This window comes from Citrobacter sp. Cpo103 (assembly GCF_030332605.1).
Classification (GTDB): Bacteria; Pseudomonadota; Gammaproteobacteria; order Enterobacterales; family Enterobacteriaceae; genus Citrobacter; species Citrobacter portucalensis.
In genome coordinates, this window is sequence record NZ_JAOWHO010000021.1 from 203760 (window position 1) to 218642 (window position 14883).

The following is a 14883-nucleotide window of genomic DNA, read 5'->3' on the forward strand; positions in this document are numbered from 1 at the left end:
CGGCGATCCTATAAAGATGCTCAGTCGCCTTGAATGAGTTCATTAGGAACTCATAAAGCACACGTAAAAGCAATGCACTTACCACCGATATCGTAATCACCGTGAAATTCATTGAGACAACAGAAAAAACGAGGAAAATGCCAATTACCAGGTAAACAAGCGCAAAAACCTTTGGAGTCTAAATGGCTTTTGCTCCAAAAACTTTTTCATTCATAACTTCTTCCTTAACGAAATGACGACAGTGATCAGTAATTCATGGCCGTTGTTATTCTGCCATTATTTTCCGCATTATAGGTTTTACGCTCCCCCTTATCATTGACCATCGTGATTTCAAGCTTGAGAGACTGATCGGACATGGCCTCCTTAAACGACCGCGCCAGATTTTCACTAAGGGCAACTTCATCACTTTTCCCTTGTTGTGTTCTGAGTATCGTGGGTTCTTGATCCACGCCGCGTGATCCAGAGATAATGTCATACCGCTGCTGGGCCAGCACATCCGGATTTCTCTTCCCTGACCACCGATCATCAGTAATGGCGGTCTGGATGGCGTTTAGCAGTTGTTCCTCAGTATAAGGTTGTGCGCCATTCTCATGTTTAATCATGGCTGCCATTATCGTTTTTAATGTTTCCGGATCGTGCAGATTTACTTGCTCTTTGGCTCCATATCCAGTGGCTTTTGAGACGGAGTCAATATATGCACGAGTATTATTCTCTGATTGCGGAGCATAGGTATGAATAATCCCATCCAGAGTATTATTCCCCCTGTCACCATACAACATCAGCTGTCTCGCCATTGCAGCTCTTCCGTCGGCATCATTCGCAAAGGTAGAAAATCCGCCATTTTTACCCGTTGCGTTTGCTGCAACCCTCAAATTACCGGGATTATTATTTCTGAAGCCAATTGCGTTATTCCTTGTTTCCCCGTAAGGAACATTGCCGCGTGCAACGTTGGATTGTGGCTGGCTGATAGCGGATAAGTCATTCTGCAATTGAATCGCAGAATCGGTCGCGCGGTAATTCGCATCGTACCGCTTTCTTACAGCATCAGTCATGAAACCCGCGTCAACCTGCCCACGTTCACTGCGGGGTAAGCTGTTATAAAGTTCCTTATCGTTCTGAATGCGCCGTAGTTTCTCAGCATCATTGCTGTTGATAAAACCGAGAGCATGAGACAGCCCAGTAAAATCACCATTAGTGAACAGATCGGTAACACCTTCAAGGCCGTCTTTGACTGAACCATCCGAAAGAATGGTCTTAAGTGCCTTGTTTTTTGAACGTTGCCACAGACCATCCCAGGATGCGCTGAGCTCATTCATAGTGCCGTTCACTTCACTCAATTGCTGATTTAGTGCCGGATCCACAGTCAGACCAAATTCATCCGATTTCGCCAGCAGCTTTTTCATGCGCTCACCGTCACGCATTAGCGCCAGCAATTCGGGCGTCAGCCCAAGTGCATCAGCGGCGGACTTCTGCTGTTCAGGTCGCAAGGTTGGAAAAATTTTTGCGATAGACTCCAGTGTTTTAAGGGTATTTACTGAACCATCGCTGTTTTTTTGGATTTGAGCACCAATTTGCGCCATCGCTGCCATAACCCCCTCGTTTTTACCACTGGCAGCCTCATTGAATGCTTTGAAAATACCTTCTATTGATGCATTAGCGCTCTCGCTGTCTGCCCCAAGAATACGCATTGCCCCGGAAAGTCGGGTAAAATCGTCAACGCGCATTCCCGCATTTTTTGCCGAGACATCAAGATTATAGGCCTGACGGGATGCCTCCCGAAATCCATAAGCGACCTGTTTCAGTCCGTAGCCGGCAGCACCGGCTAACCCCAGCGCCCCCATCTTCCCCGTGAGCTCCCCCACCATTTTCAGTGGGGGAACCATGTCGCCAATAAACTGCACGTTATCCCGCGCGCTCTTCGACATATTCTCGAGGCGAGAAATAAAACCGCTCAGTCCGTCGGCTGTTTCCTGACCGCCTAACTTGAGCCCTTCTTTAGTTTTATCTAGCTTCGGCTCCAGGTCACGGACAGCCTCATTAATGCGGTCTATAGCCTCGCTAACCTGGTCGCTGGCCACCAGCTCAAAATCAAAAGAATTACTCATCGTCTTCAGGTTTCCTAAGCTTGTTTATCCGGGATGCCTGCGCCACCCACCATTTCAGCCGGGCGCGGGTCATTCCCCACGCCCTGTCCTCAGACCAGCGGAAATAGAAGGTGACGTCAGCGGCCATTTCCTGCCAGGTTGTCAGGGCTTCCAGGTCAAAAAACTGAGCAGATACTCCTCACACTTACGGAAGTCGAGAAAATCCATCGGCTGCAGTACGCTTTCACGCGTACCGGAAACCAGCGCAATAAGCAGGCGCATCGCCGCGAGCGACGTTGACGCAGCCTGTTTCTCATAAAACTGCTCAGCCTGGCTTAGCGTGGGTGCTTTCAGCTCCAGCTGCGTATAAGTGGTCTTCTCCGCAGCATCATCCAGCGCTACGGTTAATGGAATGGTTTTAACGCGTTCAATCTCAGCCATCTTAGTTCTCCGTTACGTCGCGGCCTTCCCAGCGAACATCAAATACTGCATCTTCGCTTTCCACTTCCTGGACGTTGACCGTCCAGAGTGAACGGCCAATGATAGTTTTCCCGTTAGCCAGCTCGGCGATCACGTTGACGTTCGTCTGCTGGTTAAAGCCCTGCACATTCGTTCCGCCACTGTCACGCAGTCGGGCAGAAATGTATGGCGCCACAGGTTTTTCCTTATACCCGTGCACACCATCCATCCCTGTCAGGGTGGTACGGTTTACGGTGGCAGCCTGGTATTTAAACGAGCCCTCCACCATTACCGTCACACCGTTAACAGTGACATAGGCGGTTCCCGCCAGGCGGTTAGTAGTATCACCTGCCATCGTTTAAGCTCCTGTTGATTCAGCCCGAGTGCGGAACTGATTGAGCAGCGCGAAAATGCGCAACTGGTTCATGAGGGTTCCCGGCCACAGCACATCGACGCGGTTCGGATTTTTGGCGTTCTGCTCGACGATGATATTTTTTGCGAATGCCTCCGCATCCTGCGCATAACCGTTCCATACCAGAGTCTGGTACTCGGCAATCTGATCGGCCTTGATAATGTTCGGCGTGACGATCGCCGCGCCAGGTGCAAATCGGGTTCCATCCGCAGCAAGCTTCATACGGCCAAACTTGCTGGTCACCGCTGTGCGCAGGTAGCGGGTCACAAACATCAGGCTGAACAGCGTCTCCACTTCCAGATAACTGTCATCTGCATCGCCATAGCTGTTTTTCTGGTAGGTGGTGATCAGGTTTTCAATGCGCACCGTGCCATCGTCATCGACCGTAAATGTCGAAATGCCGCTGTACAGCAGATTGTTACGCTCGGTCAGCTCAAAGCGATCCTGCAGTTCTGGCGCAAGCACCCCCTGAACAGCGAGCGACTGTAGCGGGCGGCCGGGGTCATTACGCAGACTCACCGCAGCTGCGCCGGTGTAAGCTGCAGACCATGCCCAGGAAGGGGACGGCGATTTATTTACGCCCAGCAGGGTCTCATGCTGGTTATTGCGCAGCTCACCTTTGGTACCGAGCTGGGCGTAAGTCCCGGTGGTGGTACCAAAGGAATGGCCATAAAGCTGCTTGTCCCATGCCCAGCGACCGCCAGTGTCTGACAGGAACTCCTTCATCACATTCAACGAGGTTGTATCGTCGTAAGGGTTGATGATGAAATCGAATGTCCGATCCTGCAGGTTTGCCAGCTCGCCGGTAATATCCGGAGCCCCGACTCCGTTAGACATAGCAGTAATCGTCAGTTCCAGGCCTGCAGGTGTGGACTCGCCTCCAGGTAAGCCGAGGAAGTTCAGGCGAATGTCGATCCCATTACCCGTAGCACCAAGATTCTTCGCGGTCAGGGTTACGGTATCCGTAGTCGCACTGGCGGTTACAGGTAGCGTGGTTTTTGCGTTAATCGCCGCGGCCAGAGAGGTGGCGATCGCTGCCACCGTATCTGTTGCTACAACGGTCAACTGAATGCGCTCACCAGCAATATAAAGGGAGATCACTCCGGTTGCCGTCGGTGCGCTGCTCACTTTAATGGTGCCGGTTGCAGCCACCATGGAATCGGAGTCTTCCTCCAGCGGCAGGATCCAGACTTCGGCTGCGGTATCATTTTTCTGATACGCCGCCATCATGGCCTGCAGAATTCCCCCTTTTCCTGTCAGCTCACCGACGGTATCCGAAGAGGAAACTCGCTGCGGAATACCAGGGGGGGTTGAGCCGGTACTGAGCATCCCACCGATAAGCAGGGTGCGCTGCGTGGCAGTGGCGTTATTCGCCATTGAGTTATCAAACTCAACGAAGAAAAGCCCTACCCGCAGGTTATCGGGAACACGAGCGAAAGGTACGGTCATTCATTTTCTCCCGCTTTTTTAGGTAATGATTGTTTCTCTGGCGCGCCCTCATCCTTTTTAGAGAGGATCACGTCCCCATCGCTCAGACGGCGACGCCAGAAAATATTGTCAGGTACTTCAGCACCCTCTTTAGGCAATGGGATGCCCTTGACGGGGCAGCGAACGCTGAGCCCGTTGTTCGGCTTAACAAACATGGATTACTCCTGAAGATTGAGGCTGATACCCGGTTTAACTGTGCCGTCTGGCATGTCGACCGCAATATCCATGCCCTCAAGGGGAACCGACTGGACAGGATAAAAATCTTCCGGCCCCTGGTAATGCTCTATGTCGATCTCGAAAAGAAGCTGCCCCATATGGGCCTCTCCTTCTGAATCAACATTGATGGTTGAACGAACTTCCGCGTATTTCTGAATATTCCGCGTCAGTTCGTAGCTGTTGATCACCGCGCGCTCCACCTGCTCGCGAAGGCTTTCAAGCGCCAGCTCTGCCCGCATGGCTCCATCATCCACTGTATTGCCGTCATACTCCTGAACGCGCCCAGTGATCCTGACAGTGGTGAGGGTGGTAAAAGCAGGGGTATTACGCCCCTGTGATTTTTTCTGTTCAAAAGGCGTCTGAACCAACAACACAGGATACATATCTGGTGAAGTTGACCAGTCGCGTGGAGAGAATACGCGGTCGCCCGCGCTGGTTGCCCCGGTTAGTGCAGTGACAACCATTTGCCGTATCGCTGCTGAATTCATCGCGGTTTTACCACATTGAGGACAAGACGAGATCCGCCATGACTGTCGGGTTCGACGTTTGACACAACAAATAACTGATTGATGATGTGACCACCGACCGTCTTTATAAATACCCGGTCAGATACAGCAGGTTGCGATTTACCCAGCTTGCGAAATTCAGCATCGCGCACACCCAACATCGGGCTGGAGGTGTTAATTTCTGAATCGCCATCAAGGTTTTCAGCAACCTGCGCATAACCACGGTCAAAAATCCCGTTAATTGTAAAAGGAGTACCGTTACGTGGACGGTACTCGTGCTCATCGCCAAAGACATCATGCAGCGGACTCAGAAGATGAGAATCCCAGTCCACGCCCATGTCATTACCCTGTCGTAACTGAAACTGATGGCTGAGAAGCAAGAACTCGCTTACGAAGCACATCAACATCAGCAATAACGCCGGACTGCAGAAGACGCTCAGCATCTTTGCCGGTTACAGGGATGCGCATATTTTCGCGGTACATCTCCCCGTCATGACGAATGCAATTCCCTTTCAACACCACATACTCCTGCGATTCAGTGTCTCCGGATTTTTCGTCACCACCATCGTCATCAACAGACAATTCGGCATCATCTGTTTTGCTCAAAGGCTGTTTTTCCTGGGTGTTATCGCCAGCATTCAGGTCGTCAACGCTCAGGCCGTCTTTGGCAGATCCTTCTGCATTCAGATCATCAGCCAACCCGGTATTAGGTTGTTTTGCCATATCAGACCACCGTTGCGCAGAGGGATGCATTTACCCGGCTCGGAATAACCAGCGGGGAGGATTGCATCAGGATAAGACGCTGGGCTGGATCTTCTTTCACCCAGGATTTTGGCGCATAAGCCAGCGGACCGTAGTTGAAAGCCGGGTCCAGGATAACGCCAAAGGCGCGGGTACCCATCAGATCGGCACCACTCATAATGACAGCGCCATCGGGGATCATAGGCTTCTCGACGTTATCCAGCGGGTCAATAAACCAGTCGTTATATAACCAGAGGTCAAAGTTACCCCAGCGCCCTTTATAAATTGCGCCCTTCATTACCTGTGGGCCGGCGTTAATCTGGTTACCAAACGGGCTCAGCGCCGGGAATGTAATGGCGTTATCCTTGATGGTGGTATCCAGTCGGAATGCACGCCATGACTTATTCGTAAAGACCAGATCCGTGGCGACAGAGCCGGACTCTTTCAGGAAAGTAGTCTGCCAGATTTCAATGTCATCTGATGGCTGGGTATTGGTAGCGCCAGCTGCAACGGTCAGTGGCCATTTATCCGAGCCGCTAAGAGTGATGGTCAGATCCGAAGCACGCCCGAAATCCACCACCTTAGTTTCATAGCCCTCCCCGGCGACGGTTACGGTCCCAGACACCAGCGCACTCGCCGCCATCCATTCCAGACGACGGTTGATCATGTCAATCTGGTCAGTCATTTCAAACTGAAGGTTCAGCATTTCGCGCTCGGCAGCGGTATATTCCCCGCCAATACGCTCACCAATCTGGCGGCGGATAGGTTTGCGCAGGTCCGGCGCGCGCTTATCTTTGATGTATGCCGGTTTGAAGGTATTGGTCTGGTATTTACGGGATTCGACCAGCTTACCTTCCACCAGCGGGGAGACGAACGGCGCCATACGACGCAGGCCGACATCAACATCAATCGCCACTTCTTCAGTCTCGTAAGTCACTACATTCGGGAAGAAGCGATCGAGCAGCCAGTTCTGACTGGTTTTCAGGTTAGGAACAACCTGCACCAGCACGCTGGTATCAAAAATATTTTCCATATTCAGTCTCTTGATAGTGCCAGCCGCAGCTGGCAAAAAATTTAAACGAGCCAGCCCCTGCCGGTTAAAGCATTCGTCAGGAGAGCCGTGGGGGAAATCAGGAGGTGGTTACAGGTGCCTGGTCACTGTCTTTCAGGAAGATAGCCAGCGGTCGGAGCGCTTTTTTCAGGTCAGCGGTCGTCCAGGAGTTATCAAAAATAATTCGGTGCTGGTTGAATTCCCCCATCAGATACAGGCCGCCGTTCTGATCGGAAGACGATGCATCAACATCATCAACCAGAATAGCAACGGGTAACTGACTGCCATCTTCAGCCGTTTTCACACATTGCGTGTATTTCCCGCTGGCAGCCACCAGGCCCAGGACAGTACCACGCTTAAAGGCACCGCCCGTAATGATCCCGGTGTCAGTCACCAGCTGGAGCGTGCCAGCGACAAGCTGATCCGGAACAAACAGCGCGCTCTTCATGCCAGGCGCAAACGCATTCTGACCAAACTGATCCATTATTTCTCTCCTCTTGTGGAGTTGTAGAGGCCGGTCATTTTACTTACCAGCGCAGACTTTCCGGTCTCTTTCTGTCCGCTATCCGGATTAAGCCGGACCTGGTGGCTTTCCTGCATACGCTGATCGAGAGAGCGTTTACGGGATGGCTGAGATGCGGCTGCGGCCGGAGCCGAAGAGGCTAGGACATTAATTGCTGCCGCAGAACTCATCCCGGTATTGAAAGCCAGTGACGCGGCCAGTGAAGGATTCGCAGCTGCATGCTTACTGCCGAAAATACGGGCGCAGCGTTTACGCTCAGCAGCGCGTGCATTTTTTACCGCCTTACTCTCTTTGCGATCGTCGTCGCCGTCGTCTTCAGAATCATCATCTTCTGACGCATCCGGATCATCGCCGTCATCTTCAGCATCATCGTCGCGTTCGTCTTCTTCCGCGTCGTCGTCGCGCTCATCATCATCGGCATCATCTTCGCGCTCGTCCTCTTCCGCGCGACGGGCTTTCGCTTTTTTGGCTTTTTTATCCTCTTCTTCCTCAGAAGCGGAAGGGCCAAGACCAATGAGGTGAGCAAAACTAAACGTCTTTTTCTTTGCCATTTCAGGCTCCTGTTTTTTCAAGTAAGTTTTTGAACGCAGCGTCAGGAGGACACACCTCATCAGCCAGTCCAATTTCAACGCCATCAGCAGCCATAAAACAGGCGGCCTGGGTACTTTTTATAACCTTTGCGCTAATCCCCCGGTTTCTGGCAACAGTGTTCACAAACAATTCGCCCATGGTGTTAATGTCCTGCTGGATGGCGGCCAGCGCTTCATCTGACAACTCTCTCAGCGGCGAACCTTCAGCCTTGCGGGATCCATAGGTGATGATCGTAACTTTAAGACCGTCATCTTTAATCCGCTGCGTCCAGTCAAGGTGCATGGTGATCACACCCACAGAACCCACTCCGCCGGTGCGCGGAACAGAAATCCGGTCCGCTGCACTGGCAATGGCATACGCAGCGGAATAAGCGCTTTCCGTCAGAATGGCATGGATAGGCTTTTTCCCCCGGGAGCCGTAAATGACATCAACCAGATCGAAGCATCCAGCGACCTCGCCGCCGGGTGAGTCGATATCCAGGCAAATGCCCGAAATGTCGGGATCTTCCATCGCAGTAAGAAACGCCTGACGAATGCCGTCATACCCAGTCATTCCACTGTACGGACGCAGACTGCCCAGTTTTTGCACCAGCGTTCCGCATATCGGGATGACGGCGACACCCAGCACATTGTCATAACCCGGATCACTACGGGATTCACGTCCCCGGTTATCGTCATATCCGTACCAGTCATCCTCCATGGCAAGAGAAGATTCGATTTTACTGATACCAAATCGGTCCATTACGGATGCCATGATGACTTCGGCTTTACTCGGGTGCAGCGCCAGCGGGGTGTTAAATAATCGCTGGGCCAGATGGGGTAGATTCACTTTTCCTCCGGATCGGTAATGGTCTGGCTCGCAAACTGGTCAGCCTGTGCCCAGCTCGGAAGCGGTAATCCGCGTTTAAGACATGACTCAATTTCTCTCTGGCGCTGATCAAGCACTTCTTCCCAGTCTTCACCGACGTTTTCACCCACCTCAATCTCGAGGGTGGAAAGTCCGGCATCCAGACCAAGAATGGCGCCTTTTTTCTCTGCAACCGGATCCACCCAGCCGCGCCCTGGCCCCATCCAGCGCGCGCGAGAATACGCGGCTCTGGCGTCAACAAAATCAGGTGCGCCTGCGGGCAGGGGTAAATCCTCATTGTCGTGAACTTCTTCAACAAAGGCGGTGAGAATGGGCTGAGCGAAGCCGGTAGAAAAATCGTCCCGGCGGCGAGTCAGTGTTTTCCATGCCTCCAGCAACGAGGAGCGTGCAGAGCTGTAGTTAACGTCAGACCAGTCCTGGGTGACCTGCTGTGGGGACAACCCTGTTCCTGAAGAAAAATTACGGAGAACAGCAGATTCGAAGACTTCAAAATTGCTGTAGGGCCGCGCCGCGTTAACCGTCGTGATTTTCTCACCAGGATAAAGAATGGGCATTCGGGCACCATTCTGAAGTGTCAGACGCCGATCGTTATGGAACTCAACACGCCCGTCCTGATAAGTGCCTAACTCCGACTCGTCATAGGTCTCGCCCAGGGCAGACTGAACCATCGCAGGGTCATAGGGTGACTCAATGTAAGCGGCGAATATGGCATTAAGAATTGCTGCCTCAAGCTCACTCTGGTCATACTTCACCAGCATTTTCAGACGCTGAATAACCGGAGTCAGGATGCCGTTACCGCGGTGCTGCGCGCCACGCTCATGATCAAAATCGTGAACCACATGCGGGCGGCCCCAGTCAGTTTCACGCGGGATACGCTGCCACGTCATGGTTTTAGCCCCGCTCCACCAGTCACCGATATGGGCCTCCCTGATGTGGTAAGCAACCGGCGCACCGTCCGCATCAATTTCAACGCCACCACGGACATTTGGCATATCGAAATTCTGCTGAGGATTACTGAGGCGGTCAGGATCGACAATCTGTACCGTGGTGGCGTAACGCCCTCTTCCGGGACCAAGCCTGTCAGTTCTGTACTGGAGAATGGCCAGAGCATCCCCGTCAATAAGCTTGTGACGAAATCCCAGGCGTAACATCTGCGACACGGTGAGTTTTCGTTCAACATCACAATACCGGCCAGGATCGTTACTCCAGGTCCGCCAGTGCCCGTCCAGTGCTTTTCCGTACTCTTCCGCCCAGGACGCATCAAACGCCTTGTTTCCGGTGATCATTCTGAGAACACGGTAATCGGGTTTCATGATGGGGCGGAAGTTGGCACCAACCGCATTATCCAGCAGACGTGTGACCGCACCGTTTGCCCAGCCGTCATTACGGACCAGATCGCGTGCGCGGGACACGATGCGATCCCGGTAAATGTTAATTTCATTGTCCGGGGACCACAGCGCGGGTTGCCAGTTCGCCAGTTGATCGCTGAAAGAGTCAGCTGCGTCATAAGGTACGCGGCTCCCCCCCACCAGCATAGAGGGACGCTGCTGTCGCAACGGCTGCCCATCAGAGCCCAGTATCTGTACTTTATTCATCAGAATCTAAACCTCGCTGGTTTCCGGGGACGAGAGATAATCCCCAGTTGCGCCTGCAGAAGTTGAATCAGGGCCAGCAGATCAGCCAGGGTGCTTTGCTGATAGGACACTGATCGCGTCCCGTCTCCCTGCGTATAGGAAAACGAAACACCGTGGCTCCCGGTTGCTAAATCAATGTACGCCTGCTGAGCTTTCGCAAGCGCATCCCTGAGCTGATCGTCAGTCATTGCGCCGGCAAGCAGGCTGGTGTTCCGGTTGAACATGATTTTCCTTATTTCGGCAGGAGTTGCGATATTCGCTTACGTTTGACCGGCGCTGGTTCTTCAATAACCGCACCCGGCAGCTCGTAATTGATTTTTTCTTCCTGTCCAACTAGCGCTGGCAGGAACTTATCCGGATCGGCTTCGAGGTTGGCGGCCCGGACGTTGAGTTTTAACCCCATATGTTTGAGACCGCACAGCGCGGCATAGCTGTAAACGAGGCAGTCAAGCGCTTCGTTAGCTCGTCCTGGTATTGCTTCCCAGATACTGTACCGCTGCCCGGAAATGACTTTGTAAACCAGTCGCTCCGCCAGCAGCTGATTGAAGTACCCGAGATCGCGATCGTCAGGAAAATGCATATAACCCGCAGCGGCGGCGCCAGGTTTGGGTGGCTCAAGATGCAGGCGACCGCGTATCACGTCTTTCGCTGAGTTAACCCCCAGAATGACAGGGCGGAAACTGGCTTTGCTTTTCGATGATGGTCGTTTGGTCGGCCAGACAGGATTGCGTTTGCCTCCCTGTGCAGACTCCCCCTTAATTGCCCAGACACGACGGCCAAGACGCTCTTTGGCGAATTCGTATACCTTCTGCGTATGGTGGCCGCCGGAGTCCATGCACGTTGCCATGATATTCAGGCCGCGCCCGTCACCACGTCGCCAGATCTGTTTCAGGTATGCATCCAGTCGCTTCCAGGGTTCTTCCGTCTCAAGGTCACCATAAATAACGTCATGCGCGACCGACCACGATTCTTCATCTCTCCCCCAGCCGGTGATCGTAATTTCGAAGCGATCGTCCTGGGTATCAACTCCAGCTGTTAACAATGCCACCCCGTCCGGAACGACGGCCGGAAATATTTCCCGGCGCGCCAGCAGAACATCAACAGGGAGCTGTTTCCCATGATTAGGTCGGTGCGGAAGCCCCATCTGGGTATTCCACCACGCCTGTTCCTTATCCGGATCGCCCTTCGCATCGATATATTTTTTCGCAATATCCGACGGCTTATCTTTTTGCCAGGGGCTGAAAAGCTTGGATGCCTGGTACCCCGCGTGGTGGTTATCGACTGCCTCCTTTCCACAGGAGGGGCAGATTGCGCGATAGACCGCATGCCGTTCCGACTCTGACCATTGCCAGACCTTTTCAACGCTGCCCTCGTCTGCCGCCCGCCAGGCAAGGTCATAATCCATCAGCGGTGAGTGCCGCTCCCCGCAGCACTCAAATGGGCGCGTCTGATGCCATCGAATAGTTTGCAGAGCTCTGAGGCGCTGTCCTTCGGACCAGCCACTACCACAGCATTCGCAATAGAGCATCGCCGATTTAGTCAGGTGTTTATCTCCCTCTTTCGGCCACTGAACGTGTTTGAAAAAGTCGGGGAACTGGCGGTGGCCACAGTGCGGGCAAACCACAGATGCCCGGCGCTGATCGGAGTCGGCGTAGCTGTCAGCAATGCGGCTCTCATCCTCCACCGTCGGCGAACAGGCGCGTACAGACAGCCAGGTCAGGCCAAATGTCGCTGTACGCTCTTCGGCCAGCGCAATTGGATCGCCTTCGCGGGTTATCGGGTACTTGTCCACTTCATCCGCCAGCAGGACACGAATCGGACGACGCGCAAGGTTATCAGGGCTACCAGCACCCGCCAGCGCCAGAAATCCGCCAGTGAACGCCTTGTAAAGAATGGTTTCTTTCGAGCTTTTCTGTTTCGAATCACCGATGATTTTACGCAGTACCGGCGTCACCCTTACCAGCGGGCTAATACGCTCTTTCGAAAACTGTTCAGCGGCTTCTTCTTTCGGCTGCAGCAGCAGTATCGGACAAGGATCGAGGTGGGCAAAATAGCCAAAAAGGTTTTCCAGCAGTGCTGTCTTCATCAACTGGGTACAGCACATTACAGTGATGATATGAACCCCGGACTCCGTCGCGGCAAGCATCGGTCCGCGGGCAATTTCTACCGTCGATGTTTCCCAGTTTCCCGAAGTGCTCCCAGCCTCTTTTGCCAGCTTACGATAGTCATCTGCCCACTGCGGCACACTGATACGCGGCGGGGGTGTCCAGCCTTTGCGGACGCTTAATTCAAGACGCTCAATCTTCTGCCGGGTTAAACTCTGGCTCTCCGAGGACTGAGATGTGTTTGTGGACATGTTCAATCAGCACCTCTGTCATCCTGTCCGCCGGTACATCCAGATCAGCAGCCATTAGCGGCGCCACCCTGGACGGCCAGTTAAGCCAGGCATCACGCTGTTGGCGAAAGGCGTTGAATAAAACCTCCTCGGCTGCTGTCAGCTCAATAAGCTGGCCGCTGTCTTTTTCATACTGCAGCTTTGCCTGCAGGGCCATGTAATTCTCGCGGATACGTCCCGCTTCCTCTCTCGAAAGATCTGCCCCTTCAGTGAGCATTATCTGGCGGACAGTTTTATTGATTTCATCACCGTCATCATCGTTATCGCTAACGACGGGAGTTTTCTTTTTCTTCGCGTTCGAGGCGCGCGGGTCTTTGCCATCGCGGTTTTTCTTCAATGCCGCATCGCTGGCCTCTACGTCAATCAGGTCTCCGTCCATCACAATGAAGCGCCCGGCTTTAATCCACCGACCAATTGTTTTGCGATCCACACCTGAATGTTGTGCGTACTGACTCTGGTTCATCGTGGTCATGGGACATCACCTGGGACATTTTCTGGGGTGGGACATTCGCCTGGGACATTTTTGCCATGTCCCACCAGAATGTCCCACTGGAATAAACTGGAATAGCCAGAGCTGGCGAGGTGTCCGTAATGATCGCCAGAGGTGGGACATGGGACACAAATCTGAAAGTTGTAGCTAGGAAAACACCGCGGCGCGCAATGCCCGTGCCTTACAAAAGTCTCAGGAAGGACCCATTTTTTTAATGGCTTCGACCATTCGCTCCGACTATGATTATTCCTATTCAATACAAGGAGAATGTAATGGGTAACAATATAATCAAAATAACTTTCGTAGCCGCAGTGCTGGCATCACCAATTGCTCATGCCCAGTGGGTAACTAATACTGAAGATGACCTTTTCTCTGGTGGTAAGAAAGCAATGATGCTTGGCGAGGTTTCATCCGACAATGGCGCCATTGTGTTTGACTGCACTAAAGAAAAGCTATCGGCGGCATACGTTGAAATGGATAAAAGCACCGAATCACTATCAGAGGTACCAATGGACCTGATAATGAAGGTCGACGGGAATACCGCAGTGAAGCTCGATGCTACCCTTTCAAGACGTAATGTTCAGAGCCTCCAGATTCAATCGGATGACACGGACCAACTGAAAACAGTGCTTAAGCAGCTTCAGGGGGCGAAATCCAAAGTGTTAGTTGGTGTGCAAACAAAGGATGGCGGAAACCAGCATTCCATGTCAGCCAATGTTTCTGGATCGACAACTGCAGTAAACAGCTTCATAAAAGCTTGCGAAATTAACTTATAAGTTACTGCTTTTATTTTGCCGTCCTGATGGCTTCTGCTATCGCCTGATTTAAAGCAGACGGTAGCAGTGCGTTCGCCATGGTACGGGCCCTATCCATATACCCCAGCACTGGAGTCACAGGTAGCGCATCACCAAACCGGATCAAAAGCTTTGGAGAACGCTGTTTGCGTTTCGGTCTTCGCGTCCCGTTAGCGGAACGTTTGGCCCGTCGCTTCTTAGCTTTCATCGGCTTCTTACGCTGCCAGACAGCGTTAACGCCATCAACCTCACCTACGAATACATTTTCCTTTGCTTTAAGCTGTGAGAGCTTATTACGCGGCATGTTGCCGTATTTGTTTAGCTTAACGTTCTTGGGATTTAATAGAGCCTGGCTATTGAGCTTGTGCTCTCCGCCAAACTCGAATGGTTCCAGATAACCAGCAGCGGTATCACGGACAAAAACCTTTGCGGTCAGATTGTTCTTTCTTGCCGCCACCGAACCAACTGATTTAACGGTAAACGGCGTGGGGCTCTCCAGATGTCGTTCGAATGCCGTCTTCTGAGCCAACTCAATCTGGCGTACAACTTTTGTCATCGCCTGAGCTGTGGCAAACGGGATTTGCTTTTGCAGTTGCTTTAACTGGTTTGATAAATCCTTCAGTGTTGCCATA

Annotated in this window: 18 protein-coding genes; 1 reads left to right on the plus strand and 17 read right to left on the minus strand. The window is 52.5% G+C overall.

Going from position 1 to position 14883, the window contains the following annotated elements:
• Positions 1–245: 245 nt before the first annotated feature.
• From OGX89_RS05210 to OGX89_RS05285, 16 genes are all read right to left on the minus strand, one after another.
• Positions 246–2105 (minus strand): hypothetical protein, encoded by a 1860-nt coding sequence (locus OGX89_RS05210; RefSeq protein ID WP_142710262.1) that lies wholly within the window; start codon positions 2103–2105, stop codon positions 246–248.
• 141 nt (positions 2106–2246) lie between these two features.
• Positions 2247–2525, minus strand: a complete 279-nt coding sequence (locus OGX89_RS05215; protein ID WP_000807719.1) for a phage tail assembly protein — start codon at positions 2523–2525, stop codon at positions 2247–2249.
• A 1-nt stretch (position 2526) separates the two neighbouring features.
• Complete coding sequence (locus OGX89_RS05220; RefSeq protein WP_000896638.1) at positions 2527–2898, minus strand: phage tail tube protein; 372 nt, start codon at positions 2896–2898, stop codon at positions 2527–2529.
• A gap of 3 nt (positions 2899–2901) precedes the next feature.
• Complete coding sequence (locus OGX89_RS05225; RefSeq protein ID WP_001472192.1) at positions 2902–4404, minus strand: phage tail sheath subtilisin-like domain-containing protein; 1503 nt, start codon at positions 4402–4404, stop codon at positions 2902–2904.
• Positions 4401–4598 (minus strand): DUF2635 domain-containing protein, encoded by a 198-nt coding sequence (locus OGX89_RS05230; protein WP_000497745.1) that lies wholly within the window; start codon positions 4596–4598, stop codon positions 4401–4403. Before OGX89_RS05230 ends, OGX89_RS05225 begins: the two co-directional genes overlap by 4 nt.
• 3 nt (positions 4599–4601) lie before the next feature.
• Positions 4602–5147, minus strand: a complete 546-nt coding sequence (locus OGX89_RS05235; RefSeq protein WP_142710261.1) for an ATP-binding protein — start codon at positions 5145–5147, stop codon at positions 4602–4604.
• A complete protein-coding gene (locus tag OGX89_RS05240) occupies positions 5144–5503 on the minus strand; it encodes a head-tail joining protein (RefSeq protein WP_000537794.1) in 360 nt (119 codons plus the stop codon). Before OGX89_RS05240 ends, OGX89_RS05235 begins: the two co-directional genes overlap by 4 nt.
• A 4-nt stretch (positions 5504–5507) precedes the next feature.
• Positions 5508–5888 carry a hypothetical protein gene (locus OGX89_RS05245; protein WP_001118869.1) on the minus strand — a complete coding sequence of 127 codons (381 nt, stop codon included), beginning with the start codon at positions 5886–5888 and terminating at the stop codon, positions 5508–5510.
• A 1-nt stretch (position 5889) separates the two neighbouring features.
• Positions 5890–6939: a major capsid protein gene (locus OGX89_RS05250; RefSeq protein WP_001472190.1), complete on the minus strand. Its 1050-nt coding sequence runs from the start codon at positions 6937–6939 to the stop codon at positions 5890–5892.
• Between the two features lie 97 nt (positions 6940–7036).
• Entirely contained in the window at positions 7037–7441 is a 405-nt protein-coding gene (locus OGX89_RS05255) for a head decoration protein (RefSeq protein WP_001472189.1), read from the minus strand.
• Positions 7441–8031, minus strand: coding sequence for a hypothetical protein (locus OGX89_RS05260; protein ID WP_001472856.1), 591 nt, complete (start codon positions 8029–8031; stop codon positions 7441–7443). Before OGX89_RS05260 ends, OGX89_RS05255 begins: the two co-directional genes overlap by 1 nt.
• 1 nt (position 8032) lies before the next feature.
• On the minus strand, positions 8033–8899 hold the full coding sequence (locus tag OGX89_RS05265) for a S49 family peptidase (RefSeq protein ID WP_001052909.1): 867 nt from the start codon (positions 8897–8899) through the stop codon (positions 8033–8035).
• The gene (locus tag OGX89_RS05270) at positions 8896–10533 is read right to left on the minus strand and encodes a phage portal protein (RefSeq protein WP_001045359.1); all 1638 of its coding nucleotides are present in this window, start codon (positions 10531–10533) and stop codon (positions 8896–8898) included. The genes OGX89_RS05265 and OGX89_RS05270 overlap by 4 nt, the downstream gene beginning before the upstream one ends.
• Positions 10533–10796 (minus strand): gpW family head-tail joining protein, encoded by a 264-nt coding sequence (gene gpW, locus OGX89_RS05275; protein ID WP_000483309.1) that lies wholly within the window; start codon positions 10794–10796, stop codon positions 10533–10535. The genes OGX89_RS05270 and gpW overlap by 1 nt, the downstream gene beginning before the upstream one ends.
• Before the next feature lie 8 nt (positions 10797–10804).
• Positions 10805–12928, minus strand: coding sequence for a phage terminase large subunit family protein (locus OGX89_RS05280; protein ID WP_286560032.1), 2124 nt, complete (start codon positions 12926–12928; stop codon positions 10805–10807).
• Positions 12870–13439: a hypothetical protein gene (locus tag OGX89_RS05285; RefSeq protein ID WP_000210383.1), complete on the minus strand. Its 570-nt coding sequence runs from the start codon at positions 13437–13439 to the stop codon at positions 12870–12872. The genes OGX89_RS05280 and OGX89_RS05285 overlap by 59 nt, the downstream gene beginning before the upstream one ends.
• 290 nt (positions 13440–13729) lie before the next feature.
• Here OGX89_RS05285 and OGX89_RS05290 point away from each other — a divergent pair, with 290 nt between their 5' ends.
• Positions 13730–14233, plus strand: a complete 504-nt coding sequence (locus OGX89_RS05290; protein ID WP_032652440.1) for a hypothetical protein — start codon at positions 13730–13732, stop codon at positions 14231–14233.
• 10 nt (positions 14234–14243) lie between these two features.
• Here the strand turns inward: OGX89_RS05290 and OGX89_RS05295 are convergent, their stop codons facing one another.
• The gene (locus tag OGX89_RS05295; RefSeq protein WP_072667361.1) at positions 14244–14882 is read right to left on the minus strand and encodes a hypothetical protein; all 639 of its coding nucleotides are present in this window, start codon (positions 14880–14882) and stop codon (positions 14244–14246) included.
• Between the last annotated feature and the right edge of the window lies 1 nt (position 14883).